This window comes from Tsukamurella soli, assembly GCF_039541155.1.
Taxonomy (GTDB): Bacteria; Actinomycetota; Actinomycetes; order Mycobacteriales; family Mycobacteriaceae; genus Tsukamurella; species Tsukamurella soli.
Genome location: NZ_BAABFR010000066.1, coordinates 16452 through 29485 on the forward strand (window position 1 = coordinate 16452; position 13034 = coordinate 29485).

Annotated in this window: 13 protein-coding genes and 1 pseudogene; 9 read left to right on the forward strand and 5 right to left on the reverse strand. The window is 69.8% G+C overall.

Annotation, left to right across the window (positions count from 1 at the left end):
* Positions 1-248: 248 nt before the first annotated feature.
* Complete coding sequence (locus tag ABD908_RS18160) at positions 249-1703, reverse strand: FAD-dependent oxidoreductase (RefSeq protein WP_344998520.1); 1455 nt, start codon at positions 1701-1703, stop codon at positions 249-251.
* A gap of 194 nt (positions 1704-1897) precedes the next feature.
* Between ABD908_RS18160 and hsaA the strand changes: the two genes are divergently transcribed.
* The 5 genes and pseudogenes from hsaA to ABD908_RS18185 all read left to right on the forward strand — a co-directional run bounded on the left by hsaA (position 1898) and on the right by ABD908_RS18185 (position 6483).
* Entirely contained in the window at positions 1898-3076 is a 1179-nt protein-coding gene (gene hsaA / locus ABD908_RS18165) for a 3-hydroxy-9,10-secoandrosta-1,3,5(10)-triene-9,17-dione monooxygenase oxygenase subunit (protein WP_344998522.1), read from the forward strand.
* Positions 3077-3087: 11 nt separating this feature from the next.
* Complete coding sequence (gene hsaD, locus ABD908_RS18170; protein WP_344998547.1) at positions 3088-3963, forward strand: 4,5:9,10-diseco-3-hydroxy-5,9,17-trioxoandrosta-1(10),2-diene-4-oate hydrolase; 876 nt, start codon at positions 3088-3090, stop codon at positions 3961-3963.
* 1 nt (position 3964) lies between these two features.
* Positions 3965-4888: pseudogene (gene hsaC / locus ABD908_RS18175) on the forward strand (iron-dependent extradiol dioxygenase HsaC); the annotation flags it as partial.
* Between the two features lie 71 nt (positions 4889-4959).
* Positions 4960-5577, forward strand: coding sequence for a 3-hydroxy-9,10-secoandrosta-1,3,5(10)-triene-9,17-dione monooxygenase reductase subunit (gene hsaB, locus ABD908_RS18180; protein ID WP_385920818.1), 618 nt, complete (start codon positions 4960-4962; stop codon positions 5575-5577).
* A 186-nt stretch (positions 5578-5763) separates the two neighbouring features.
* A complete protein-coding gene (locus ABD908_RS18185; RefSeq protein ID WP_344998524.1) occupies positions 5764-6483 on the forward strand; it encodes a PE-PPE domain-containing protein in 720 nt (239 codons plus the stop codon).
* Between the two features lie 35 nt (positions 6484-6518).
* Here ABD908_RS18185 and ABD908_RS18190 read toward each other — a convergent pair whose 3' ends face one another.
* Positions 6519-7502: an NAD-dependent epimerase/dehydratase family protein gene (locus tag ABD908_RS18190; protein ID WP_344998526.1), complete on the reverse strand. Its 984-nt coding sequence runs from the start codon at positions 7500-7502 to the stop codon at positions 6519-6521.
* A 2-nt stretch (positions 7503-7504) separates the two neighbouring features.
* The gene (locus ABD908_RS18195) at positions 7505-8665 is read right to left on the reverse strand and encodes a steroid 3-ketoacyl-CoA thiolase (RefSeq protein ID WP_344998528.1); all 1161 of its coding nucleotides are present in this window, start codon (positions 8663-8665) and stop codon (positions 7505-7507) included.
* A 219-nt stretch (positions 8666-8884) separates the two neighbouring features.
* Between ABD908_RS18195 and ABD908_RS18200 the strand changes: the two genes are divergently transcribed.
* A complete protein-coding gene (locus ABD908_RS18200) occupies positions 8885-10108 on the forward strand; it encodes a cytochrome P450 (RefSeq protein WP_344998530.1) in 1224 nt (407 codons plus the stop codon).
* Positions 10109-10646: 538 nt separating this feature from the next.
* Here the strand turns inward: ABD908_RS18200 and ABD908_RS18205 are convergent.
* Positions 10647-11066 (reverse strand): hypothetical protein, encoded by a 420-nt coding sequence (locus ABD908_RS18205; RefSeq protein WP_344998532.1) that lies wholly within the window; start codon positions 11064-11066, stop codon positions 10647-10649.
* A 71-nt stretch (positions 11067-11137) separates the two neighbouring features.
* Positions 11138-11281: a hypothetical protein gene (locus tag ABD908_RS18210; protein WP_344998534.1), complete on the reverse strand. Its 144-nt coding sequence runs from the start codon at positions 11279-11281 to the stop codon at positions 11138-11140.
* Between the two features lie 110 nt (positions 11282-11391).
* Between ABD908_RS18210 and ABD908_RS18215 the strand changes: the two genes are divergently transcribed.
* The 3 genes from ABD908_RS18215 (at position 11392) to ABD908_RS18225 (ending at position 12876) form a co-directional block, all read left to right on the forward strand.
* Positions 11392-11637 carry a hypothetical protein gene (locus ABD908_RS18215; RefSeq protein ID WP_344998536.1) on the forward strand — a complete coding sequence of 82 codons (246 nt, stop codon included), beginning with the start codon at positions 11392-11394 and terminating at the stop codon, positions 11635-11637.
* Positions 11627-12046 carry a TA system VapC family ribonuclease toxin gene (locus ABD908_RS18220; RefSeq protein ID WP_344998538.1) on the forward strand — a complete coding sequence of 140 codons (420 nt, stop codon included), beginning with the start codon at positions 11627-11629 and terminating at the stop codon, positions 12044-12046. The genes ABD908_RS18215 and ABD908_RS18220 overlap by 11 nt, the downstream gene beginning before the upstream one ends.
* Before the next feature lie 368 nt (positions 12047-12414).
* Positions 12415-12876: a prevent-host-death protein gene (locus ABD908_RS18225; RefSeq protein ID WP_344998540.1), complete on the forward strand. Its 462-nt coding sequence runs from the start codon at positions 12415-12417 to the stop codon at positions 12874-12876.
* Positions 12877-13034: the final 158 nt, after the last annotated feature.

The following is a 13034-nucleotide window of genomic DNA, read 5'->3' on the forward strand; positions in this document are numbered from 1 at the left end:
CGCTCCTCGTCGGGTGGGGTCGGGCCTCGGGAGGCCGCGGATCGTGTGTTCCGCCGCCACCGCCCCGGCGCGTCGCCGTCGTGGCCGCGAAAGGCCATCGCGTGCCGCGGGCGAGGCCGGACCTGAGCCCGAGCACGACGACCTCCATCAGACGATCGAGGACGGTGTGTCTCCCGGGCGTCGTGCACTATCTCCTCAGATAGGAGGGCCACCATGTCGGGGCCGGACACCGGTCCCGCCCGCCGCGCTCAGCGCGCCGCCGACACGCCTGCCCGCCGGCCGAAGAAGCTGCCGTCCCCGAGCGAGGTGCCCGAGGCGTAGCCGCCGGCGCATACGCCGGACGTGCAGCGGCCCGCGGCGAACAGGCCGGGGATGGGGTCACCGTCGGCGTGCAGGACACGGGAGTGGACGTCCGTGCGCAGGCCGCCGAGGGTGAAACCCGCGGTGAAGCCGTGCATGTCCCACGCCGCGATCGGCCCCTCCAGGGGTCGCAGCCACTGCCGCTTCTTGTTCAGCAGCGGGTCGCGGCCCTGGGCGGCGTGCCGGTTGTAGACGGCGACGGTGCTCACCAACGCTCCGGCCGGCAGGCCCATCTCCGCCTCCAACTCCTCGGCGGTCTCGGCGACCCAGGTGGGCGGTTGCCGGAAGTAGGGCGTGGAGGTCTCGGTGCCCAGCGCCTCCTCATGCGCCCGTTCATCCATCACCAGGTAGGCCTGATTGTCCTGTTGGATCAACACCGACTGGCCGATCCGGCCGCCGTAGGTGTCCTCGGCGATGAACCGCTGGCCCCGCCCGTTGACCAGGATCCCGCGAGCCATCATCTGCGGATCGCCGAAGAACGCCACCTCGGTCGCGTCCATGTGCGCGAGCGCGGCCCCGACCCCCTGCGCCATCAGGATCCCGGCACCGTCGTGCTCGGAGATCGCGGCCGCGGGCCGCCCGACCAGTCGCGGCGCGTACGCGGCGACCATGTCCTCGTTGTAGGCGAAGCTGCCCGACGCCAGCACGACCCCTCGGCGGGCCTGCACCGCCACATCCTTGCCGTACCGCCGCGCCACCACCCCGGCGACCCGCGCACCGTCGGTGACCAGCGCGCGGACCCGCATGTCGTACTCGGCCCGCACCTGCAGCGCCTGGGCAGTGTCGACCAGCGGCTCCATCAGTTTGAAGCCGGCCCCGCGCACCCCGGTCCGCTTGTCCGACATCTGCGGCACGTGCCCGCGCGGGGCTGGGGTGGCGACATCGTTGAACGGCGCCGCGTTCTCACCGCCCGAGTACCCCAGCCCCTCGTCGTGCGGGACCTCCCAGCCGGGCTCGGCCCAGAACTCCTCCTTGAACACCACTCCCGCGTCGACCAGCCACCCGTAGTGCTCCACCGAGCCGGTGCAGTAGGCGTCGATCTTCGCCGTGTCGACCTGCGGGCCGAGAGCCGCAGTCATGAACACCCGCATGTTCTCGGGCGAGTCCTCGAAGCCGAGCGCGCGCTGCAGACCGGTGCCGCCGCCCAGGTAGATCCACCCACCCGACAGCGCGGCGGCCCCGCCCCAGCCGCCGGTGCGCTCGAGCACCAGTACGTCCGCACCCGCGCGCGCCGCCTCGATAGCCGCGCACACGCCCGCGATGCCATAGCCCACCACCACCACGTCCGCCTCGAGGTCCCACTCGCCGACCCGTTCCGCTCGCACCGGCCGCACACCCTGCATCGGATCACCCTTTCAGAACCTGTTGCAATCCGGTGTCGCCACCACCCACGGGACGGGCCCGCGCGGCAAACACCCGTTGTCGCCATAGATTCTGCCCGATCCGCACGACAATCGCCCCACAAAACAAGAACGTGTTCTACCATTGCGTCACAGGCCGCGGAATCCGGCGGCCCGGCAACGTGGGAAGGCGCGCGATGACCAGCGATCAGGCGGTGGCGGGAGTCCTCGGCGAGGTGGCGGAGTTGCTCCCCACCTTGCGCGAACGGGCCCAGGAGACGGAGGACGCACGACGCATCCCCGAGGCATCGGTCAAGGCGCTGCAGCAGGCCGGGTTCTTCCGACTGCTCCAGCCCCGCCGCTACGGCGGCTTCGAGGCCGACCCCGTCGACTTCTACACGGCGGTGCGTGACATCGCGAGCGCGTGCGGGTCCACCGGCTGGGTGTCGTCGATCATCGGCGTGCACCCGTGGAACGTGGCGCTGTTCAGCGACCGCGCCCAGCGCGAGGTGTGGGGCGAGGACCCTGACACCCTGGTGTCGTCGTCGTATGCCCCGATGGGCCGCTCGGAGGTGGTCGACGGTGGCTATCGACTCTCGGGCCACTGGAGCTTCTCCTCCGGATGCGATCACGCGACATGGGCGCTGCTCGGCGGGCCGGCGTTCTCCGACGGCAAACCCGTCGACTTCCTGACCTATCTGGTCCCGTTGGGCGACTACACGATCGAGGACGTGTGGCACACCGTGGGGCTCTGCGGCACCGGCAGCAACGACATCATCGTCGAGGACGCCTTCGTGCCCGCCCACCGCGCACTCAGCTTCCAGCCGGTGTCGCGGTGTCAGGGCCCCGGCCAGGAGGTCAACACCGGGCCGCTGTATCGGCTCCCGTTCGGTTCGGTGCACCCGTCGACGATCACCGCACCGATCATCGGGATGGCGCAGGGCGCCTACGACGCCCACGTCGAGCACCAGCGCAAGCGGGTCCGCGCGGCCTACGCCGGCGAGAACACCAAGGAGGACCCGTTCGCCATGGTGCGCGTCGCGGAGGCCGCCAGCGAGATCGATGCGGCGTGGCTGCAGCTGACCACCAACATCGCCGACCTCTACGCGCTGGCCTGCGCGGGCGAGAAGATCCCGTTCGCCAAGCGCCTCAAGGTACGCCGCGACCAGGTGCGTGGCACCGAGCGCGCGATCTTCGCCGTGGACCGGATGTTCGAGAACTCCGGCGGCCGCGCGCTTCAGGTGGGGACCCCGATACAGCGGTTCTGGCGCGACGCGCACGCCGGCCGGGTGCACGCCGCGAACGACCCGGAGCGGGCCTACAAGATGTTCGGCACCGGTGAGTTCGGCCTGCCCGTCACCGACGGGATGGTCTGAGCGTGACCGGCATCCAGGCGGCCACCGCCGATGTCGCTGAGGGCGCGTTCGCGAGCATCCCCGGCGGGCTTCGGCTGCACTACCACGAGGCGGGCACCGAGCACGACGACACCGTCGTCCTTCTGCACGGGAGTGGGCCGGGGGTCTCGGCGTGGAGCAACTTCGGGCGCAACGTCCCGGTGTTCGCGCGCAGCTTCCACGTGCTCGCGGTCGACCAGCCGGGCTTCGGCCGCTCCGACAAGCCCACCGAGCATCCGCAGTACTTCGCGCACAGCGCCACCGCCCTGATCGGGCTACTCGACACGCTCGGCATCACCGGTCGTGTGCACCTGGTGGGGAACTCGCTGGGCGGCGGGACGGCCGTGCGGTTCGCGCTCGACCACCCGGACCGCGCCGGCCGGCTGGTCCTCATGGGCCCGGGTGGCCTGAGCCTGAACACCTTCGCGCCGGACCCTACCGAGGGCATCCGGCGGCTCGGCGAGTTCTACCGATCCCCTAGCCGAGAGCGGCTCGAGGCGTTCCTACGGATCATGGTGTGCGACCAGAAGCTGATCACCGACCAGCTGATCGACGAGCGCTTCCGGCTCGCCGTCGACCCCGAGGCCGTCGCGGCGTTCCAGGCGATGGGCCGCTCGTTCTCGGGGCCCGACTACGAGCAGGGCATGCTGTGGCGCGAGGCGTATCGGCTCCGGCAGCGGGTGCTGCTGATCTGGGGCCGAGAGGACCGGGTCAACCCCCTCGACGGCGCGCTCGTCGCGCTCAAGACCATCCCGCGCGCGCAGCTGCACGTGTTCGGTGGGTGCGGGCACTGGGCGCAGCTCGAGAAGTTCGACGAGTTCAACAGGCTCACCACGGATTTCCTGTCCGACGGTGCCGCGAGGAGCTGACATGGGACGAGAGGGCGAGGCGGGGATCCGCTCACTGGGATACCTGCGCATCGAAGCGACCGACGTCTCGGCGTGGCGCGAGTTCGGGCTCAAGGTGCTGGGCATGGTGGAGGGGACACCGCCGCCGTCGGCACCCGATGGTGCGCTGTACCTGCGCATGGACGACTTCCCCGCCCGCCTGGTGATCGTGCCGTCGCACCGCGACCACCTGCAGGCGTCGGGGTGGGAGATGGCCACCGAGGGCGCGCTCGACGACCTGCGCACCCGCCTCACCGAGCACGGCGTCGACTACCGCGAGGGCACGCCCGACGAGCGCGCCGAGCGGCGCGTCGACGGGCTGATCGTCTTCCACGACCCGGCCGGGTCGCGGCTCGAGGCGTTCCACGGCGTGGCTCTGCAGCACCGGCGGGTGGTGAGCCCGTACGGGCACGGTTTCGTCACGGGGGAGCAGGGCCTGGGGCACGTGGTGCTGTCGACGCCGGACGACGCTGTTGCGCTGCACTTCTACCGCGACGTGCTCGGCTTCCGGTTGCGGGATTCGATGCGCCTGCCGCCGCAGATGGTGGGCCGGCCGGCCGACGGTGCCCCGGCGTGGCTGCGGTTCTTCGGGTGCAACCCGCGCCACCACAGCCTCGCGTTCCTCCCGATGCCCACTCCCACCGGCATCGTGCACCTGATGGTGGAGGTGGAGAACTCCGACGATGTGGGCCTGTGTCTCGACCGCGCTCTGCGGCGCAAGGTGCCGATGTCCGCGACGCTCGGCCGGCACGTCAACGACCTGATGCTGTCGTTCTACATGAAGACACCCGGCGGCTTCGACCTCGAATTCGGCTGCGAGGGAAGAGAGGTCGACGACGAGACGTGGATCGCCCGGGAGTCGACGGCGGTGAGCCTCTGGGGCCACGACTTCACCGTGGGCCTGCGCGAGGCGGCCCGGGCCGCGGAGCAGGCCGCCGACCGGGTGGCGGGGCACGCGGGCGAGTCGGGGGCCGGTCGGTGACCACCGACGAGGCCGTCGCCCCCGGGACCTCCGACGCATCGCCGCAGGCCGGTACGCGGGTCGGGGCGATCGATCCCCGCGCGTTCCGGACGATGCTGGGGCACTTCTGCACCGGCGTCACCGTCGTCACCGCGGTGGGGGACGGCGGCCCCGTCGGGTTCGCGTGTCAGTCGTTCTCGGCGCTGTCGCTCGACCCGCCGCTGGTCCTCTTCTGCCCGGGCAAGCGCTCCCGGGCGTGGCCGGAGATCGAGCGTGCGGGCCGGTTCGTCGTCAACGTGCTGGCCGAGGACCAGCGTGATGTGAGCACCAGGTTCGGGGCGCCGGGAGCCGACAAGTTCGCCGGAATAGATTGGCGCCCAGCATCATCCGGCGCACCGATCCTGCCCGGCGCGCTGGGCTGGATCGACTGCGCCGTCCAGGCGGTGCACGACGGTGGCGACCACCACGTGGTGGTGGGGCGGGTCATGGAACTCAGTGCGCCGCAGGCGGATCGACCGCTACTGTTCTTCCGGGGTCGCTACACCGGCACCCTCCCCGACCGCGGCGAGGCGGTGCCCGCCGGGATGTCGCTGGACGCGTTCCTCACCTGGCCGGTCGGCGACGACTGGCTGTAGGCGAGCGATATTCTTGATCTCGACTTTCGGCAACCACCAATGGCGATCAAGTCCAACTCGATATTTGTACGATCGTTTCAACACCGAAACGTCCACATCGATCCACCACCGACGATATCTCCAATACGTATAGCAAATACGTTGCGGCACTGCGTCTTTTAGAGCTACTCGGGATACCATCGCCGGGTGCGAACCTACAGATCCTGGGCGGTCGTCATCTGGATCGCGGTATGGGCAGCCCTGGCTGCCCAACCCTCATACGCTGCGGTGCCGCATCGCGGCTACGTGCAGGCACCGTCGACGGCGACCACGGTGCTGACGCTCGAACCGCTCGATCTCGGAACCGACTCGCTCACCAACCTCATGGCGACCGTGCTGCAGGGTTTTGCGACCGCCGCCGGGCGCGTGCAGCAGCGGGTGGCCGAATCGTCGAACCTGACCTGGGCCGGACTGCAAGCCGACGCTGCGGCACTGAATACGGCGCTCACGGCCACGCCCGGTCCCAAAGTGGTGCTGGGATGGTCACGCGGCGCGCAGGTCGCATCCGTGTGGCTGCAGACCTACGCCGGGACGGCGGGCGCCCCGTCACCGTCGCAGCTGTCGTTCATCCTGCTCGGCAATCCCCAGCGCCGACTCGGCGGCAGGCCGGGCGGTGAGACCCTCGACGGCGTAGCGCTGCAGCCGACACCCGACACCACGGCCTACACGGTTCTCGATATCTCCCGCCGCTGGGACGGCTGGTCCAACTGGGACGACTGGCCCGCGATGTCGTCGGCAGACCAGGGACGACTGATCCTCGGGATGTGGGTCGACCACGCGAACTACTCGAACGTTGGCGTGGCCGACCCGACCAACCAGACCCGCGCCACCGTCGGGAACACGACCTATGTGGTCACGACGTCGTGACCCCTGATCACCCTCGGAGCGTTCCGCGGAACGGCTCAGGCGCTCAACCGACCCGCGCGGTCGAGGAACGCCACCAGGTCGCGTGCGGTCTCCTCCATCGGACGCGGCCGGTAGCCGAGCTCCCGCCGCGCCTTCGAGCAGTCGACGATGGGGGAGGCGAGCAGCGGTCCGATCGCGGCCTTCGACACGATGTCCGAGTCGAATCGCGCGCCGATCGGCTCCAGCACCGGCATCGCGGCCTTCAGCGCGGAGAGCGGCAGCCCCACGAACGGACCGTGCCGGCCGGCCGCGGCGGCGCTCAGGCGCATGAAGTCGATCAGCGGGCGGTACTCGCCACCCAGTAGATAGTTGTGGCCGGTCCGGCCGCGCTCAGCCGCCGCCACCAGCCCCGACACGACGTCCCGCACGTCCACCAGATCGAACCCCGCGCGCCCGATGAACACGGGCACGCGCCCCGCTGCCGCCGACCGCGCGAGACCGTTGAGCCGCGACATCGGCGCACCGTAGTCGGACGGCCCCCAGATCCCCGTCGGGTTGCAGACGGTCGCGTCCAGTCCGTCGTCCACCACCTTCGCCAGCTCCTGCTCGCCGGCCCACTTCGATCGGTCGTACACGGGGATCTCGGGACGGTCCGACCGCGCCGTGGTCTCGCTCATCACCTTGGCCCGGTCCTGGTCGAAGGCGTGCACCGAGCTGAGGTGCACGAGGCGGCGCACGCCCACATCGAGCGCGGCGCGCGACACCGTCGCCACGCCGCGGGTGTTGAGGTTCCACGCACGGTCGTCGCGCATCCGGAGCGTGATGGCCGCGACCAGGTGGAAGACGGTGTCGACCCCACGCAAGGCGTCGCGCATCGACTCCCGGTCGAGGACGTCGGCCGCCACCCAGCGCACGCGCCCCGTCGCCGAACCGTGCCCGCGGACCCGGTCGACGGCGACCACGTCCGCACCGTCTGCCACCAGCCGTTCGATCAGATTGGTCCCGACGAAGCCCGCGGCCCCGGTGACGGCGACGCGCATGGTCAGATCCTCTCGATGACGGTGGCGGTGGCCATCGCGCCACCCGCGCACATGGTGATCAACGCCGTGGCGGCGCCGGTGCGCTCGAGCTCGTGCAGAGCGGTCGTGAGCAGGCGCGCGCCGGTCGATCCGACGGGGTGGCCGAGCGCGATCGCACCGCCGTTGACGTTGACCCGCTCCGGGTCGGGCTCGATCACCTGCTGCCAGGACAGGACGACCGACGCGAACGCCTCGTTGATCTCGAACAGGTCGATGTCGCGAATACTCATACCCGCCTTGCCCAGTGCCCGCCGGGTCGCCTGGATGGGCCCGTCGAGGTGGTAGTACGGCTCGGCGCCCACCAGCGCCTGCGCGACTATCCGTGCCCGCGGGCGCAGGCCGAGGCGCAGCGCGGCGGCGGCGTCTGCGAGCAGGATCGCCGCGGCACCGTCGGACACCTGCGACGAGCTTCCGGCCGTGTGCATGCCGCCCTCCACCACCGGCCGCAGTCTGGCGAGTGACTCGGGCGTGCTGGCACGCGGCCCCTGGTCCCGGTCGACGGTGCGCACCTCGCCGGTGGGTGTCCCGGCGTCGACGACCGGCGCCTTCAGCGGCACCACCTCGCGGCCGAACCGGCCCTCCGACCACGCGCGCAGCGCCTTGGCGTGCGAGTCGGCCGCGAATGCGTCCAGGTCTGCGCGGGTCAGGCCCCGACGAGCGGCGATCCGCTCAGCGGCGGTGAACTGGTCGGGCATGTCGATCGACCAGGACGGCGGACGCGACGCACCGAGCCCCGGCGGGCGGTTCGCACCGAGCGGCACGCGGCTCATCGCCTCCACGCCGCAGGCCACGCCGATGTCGATGGCATCGATCGCGATCAGGCCCGCAACGAGGCCGGTCGCCTGCTGCGCTGAGCCGCACTGGGCGTCGATGGTCGTCGCGCCCGTCGTCTCGGGAAGCCCCGCGGCGAGCCACGCGGTCCGCGTGATGTTGCCCGCCTGCTCGCCGGCCTGCGTGACGTTGCCGCCGATCGCCTGCTCGACGAGAGCCGGGTCGATGCCCGCGCGGTCCAGAAGGGCGGCGATGGTGGCGCCGAGCGTCTCGGCCGGGTGCAGCCCGGACAGCCACCCGGCACGTTTGCCGATCGGGCTGCGGACGGCGTCGATGATGACAGGATTGCCCACTGCGGATCCTCCTAGAGGTCGTTCCGCCACACTAGAGCCTGTTCTCACTCGCGGCAATGAGTCCACGTATCCGACGCGCCCGCGGGCGGCGCGAAATCACTCATATCAGCACGTCATACGCCGGTGCACCGATTGCGGCCCCGAACGTCGCCAGCATCGGCCCAGGTATGCTTCAATGAGATAGAACCTGTTTCACTCAACGTCAGGAGAGTGGCCGCGATGACGGTGTCCTTCCCCCGAGGTTTCGACTTCACCGACCCCGATCTGTGGGCGAAGCGCCGGCCGATAGAGGAGTTCGCCGAGCTGCGCGGCGTCGCGCCGGTGTGGTGGAACGAACAGCCTGCCGGCGTCAGCGGGTTCGACGACGGCGGCTACTGGGTGGTGACCCGCCTCGACGACGTCAAGGCCGTCTCGAAGAACCCCAAGGTGTTCTCTTCCTGGGAGAACGGCGCGATCGTTCGATTCAACGGCGACATCACCCGCGAGCAGATCGATATGCAGCGCTCGTTGCTGCTCAACATGGACCCGCCGCAGCACACCAAGAGCCGCCGCATCGTCTCGCGCGGATTCACGCCGAAGGCGATCGAGAGTCTCCGCGGTGCGTTGGCCGAACGGGCCGCCAAGATCGTCGCGGACGCGAAGGGTTGCGGCGGCGGCGATTTCGTGCAGCAGGTCGCGTGCGAGCTGCCCCTGCAGGCGATCGCCGAGCTGCTCGGCGTACCGCAGGAGGACCGCATGAAGCTGTTCGACTGGTCCAACCAGATGATCTCGTACGACGACCCCGAATACGACGGCGAGTACCTCACCGCGATGACCGAGTTCGTCGGCTATGCCTGGAACATGGCCGAGGAGAAGCGCAAGTGTCCGGTCGACGACATCGTGACCACGCTGGTCAACGCCGATATCGACGGCGAGGCACTGGGATCCGACGAGTTCGCGTTCTTCGTGCTGCTGCTCGCCGTGGCGGGCAACGAGACCACCCGCAACGCGATCACGCACGGCATGAAGGCATTCGTCGACAACCCCGAGCAGTGGGCGCTGTACCGGGAGAAGCGGCCGCGTACCGCCCCAGACGAGATCGTCCGGTGGGCCACACCGGTCACCGCGTTCCAGCGCACGGCGACCGAAGACACGGAACTCGGTGGCGCGCAGATCAAGAAGGGCCAGCGCGTCGCGATGTTCTACAGCTCCGCCAACTTCGACGAGTCCGCCTTCACCGACCCGTTCACCTTCGACATCATGCGAGACCCCAACCCGCACGTGGGATTCGGCGGCACCGGCACGCACTACTGCGTGGGTGCCAACCTGGCGCGGCTCGAGATCGACCTGATCTTCCAGGCCATCGCCGACGCGATGCCCGACATCTCGCAGGTCGAGGATCCGGTGCGTCTGCGCTCCGGATGGCTCAACGGCATCAAGCACTGGCAGGTCACGTACGACTGAGACCGACCGTGCTCGGCGGTCCGATCCACGTGGTACGGCTCGCCATCCCCCGGGCCGCCCGACGTCCGTCACCGCACCAGCCGCGGGGTGAGCTCGGGATCGTTGAAGACGTCGATGCCGACGGCCCGACGGCGGTGACGGTGACGGTGACGGCGAGGATCGCGGACGGCACCTCGCCTCGAACGCGATCGCGCCGGCCGCCCCGTTGACCAACGCCGGGCGGAAGACGGCGCGTAGGGCCGGGCCAGCATCGCTCCGCGGGCGACCTTCTGCGCCCCCGCAGCTGGGGCGTCTCCCGACGCCCGTACGCGCGGAGCACCGCATCCGGGTCGAGGATCGCGACCAGCGCGTCGAGATCGCCGTCGCTCGCGGGCGCGTCGCCAATCGGATGCGCGTGCTGCACGGACCTCCCGTCGAGGTCACCGACGAACTGTTCGCGCGGGTTCGGCGACACTTCAGCGACGAGCAGATCGCGGGGGATCACCGCATTCTCACCATGGCGAATCTCTACCGCTTCACCGCGGCGTTCGGCGTCGGCTCAGTGGGCTTCGGCGAGAGTGCCGTGGTCCTCCTGCCGCGAGAGCACGGGTCGACGCGGCTCGCGCGCACCAGAAGCACCGGGCGTGGGAGCGTCCGAGGGGACGGCGTCGTGCTCGGCGAGCATCCACTCAAGGATCCGCGGCCCGGCGTCACCGTCGAGGATGCCGCTGACATCGTCGCGGATGGTCCCGACCGGCTCGCGGTACGCGGCCTGCTCCCGCCGGGCCGTCTCCCGCTCGGCGTACGACTGCAGCCACAACCCACGCGCAGCCTCCCAACGTTCCAGAGCCCGCCGATACAGCTCGACGCAATCATGCGTGTGGTTGACCCGCACCGCACCGGCCTGGATCCGAGGATGACTCCACCCCGCACGCCCCGCGTACCGGCCGCCGGCGACCGGTGCGGTCCGATTCCCCACAGGAGTGACGGTGGCATGATGCGCATCGCACACCACGGTCAGGCTGTCGACAAGTTGTTAACTGCATCGCATCAGTAGCCGGCGAACGGCATCGGCAGGCTGGCACTATTCGTTGTACTGGGCTGGGCGTCGGGCCGTCCGCCTTCTCCCGCATCGAGCTCCGCGGCGACCAGGGCGATCTTCTGCTGTCGACGCTCGTCAACTACCTCCCGCACCTCCCGGCGGCGACGGGCGAAAGCGACGTGCAGCAAGTGACACCAGGCGACCAGCGTGCCCGACCTCAGCAGACATCTTCTGCGTGGTGTTCCGATGCTATGATGTGTTGATGCGTACCACTCTTGACCTCGATCCGGTGGTGCTCAGTGCCGCCCGGGCGAAGGCGGCTGCCGAGCACATCTCCCTGGGCAGGGCCGTTTCCGAGCTCGCGCTCTCCGGGCTCAGGGTTCCGCGCACACCGCGCAGTGCGCCATCGGGCTTTCCTGTGCTGTCCGGTGTCCCCGGACGTCCAGTGACGGACGAGCTGGTGGCCTCCTACCGCGATGACGAGGCGGACGCGGGCGATGTTGCTTGACGTCAACGTGCTTCTCGCCCTGACCTGGGACCAGCATGTTCACCACGTGATCGCGCATGAACGGTTCGCCGAGCTGGATGCCTGGAGCACGTGCCCCGCCACCGAGGCGGGGCTACTTCGACTGCTGTTGACTGAGCAGGTCGTGGGCCGGAAGGTGAGCGGCGGCGAGGCACTCGGGCAGCTGGACGCGATGCGTCGGGTGCCGGGGTGGAGCTTCCTCGCCGATGCGGGCTCGCTTGCCGCGCCTGCGATCGACACCCGCGTGCTGATGGGGCGTCGACAGGTGACCGATCTCCAGCTCGTCAATCTGGCGGCGTCCAACGACACGAAGCTCGCGACGTTCGACAGCGCGATCGAGGGGGCGCTTGTGCCCGCGGATCGGCGCTGGGTCAACGTGTGGACCGGGTGACGCCGAGTTCGACGGTGTGTGTTCGACCTGGGCGATGAAGGGCAATCGCGTTCGGTCCGTCGCGCGCACCGCCCGTTGGAAGGCGACCAGTGTAGATGGTTCCGAAGCAGCGAGTAGTCACGCGAACGTCGGTGCACTGACGCTCCCTAAGCAGCGCCCATCGCTGGCCGAGCCTCTGACCAGCCGGTTCGTTCCAAGGCGAGGGCAGTGTGAGCAGGCAAGGATGAGGTTGCTGACAAGTCGTTGGTAGCACGTCCCGCAGCGCGCGTGGTGCGCCGATATGCCGGGCAACCTCAAGCCTTTGTCGTCGCCGGCTGATCGTGGTGCCCGAAATGGACTTCCGAACAAGTTCCGAATATCATGGCGGCATGACCACGACTGCGCTCCGCACCACCACGCGCCGGTCCTCGGACCTGAGCAAGCACTCCGCCGAGGTGTTCGCCGAGGCCGAGGACCATCCAGTGACGGTCACCCGGCGCGACGGGGCTCCTCTCGTACTCATGTCGCAACGCGAGGCGGAGGGCCGTGCCCGGCTGCTGGAGTTCGCCGCACAGCTCATCGGTGTGGCAGTCGACGACGAAGGCCCTCTCCCCGAGCGGATGTCTCGTGCGTTCCCGTGGATGCTCGCGTTGTCGGAGGGCGGGCGGGTCGAATGCGCACAGGCCCTCGTCGACGCAGCGCGGGCGTCGTTCTCCACCGACCAGCCGCACCTGGCGCTCGCGGAACTCACCTCGTGGCGGGAGACCGCGATCGCACGGGCCGCCGGGCTCGGCGAGGTGGAGCCGGAGTGGCTGGACGAGGGCGACGACACCGCTGTGGAGCGGCCCTAGTGTGTCGCGTCGTTAATTCATTTCTAGTTTTTAGAATGGGAGTATGTCGCGACGCGGACCTGTTCTGCCCGAGGTGACCCTCTCGGGAGAAGAGCGTGAGCAGTTGGAGCGGTGGGTTCGCCGCCGGAAGTCGGCGCAGGATCTGGCGTTGCGTTCCC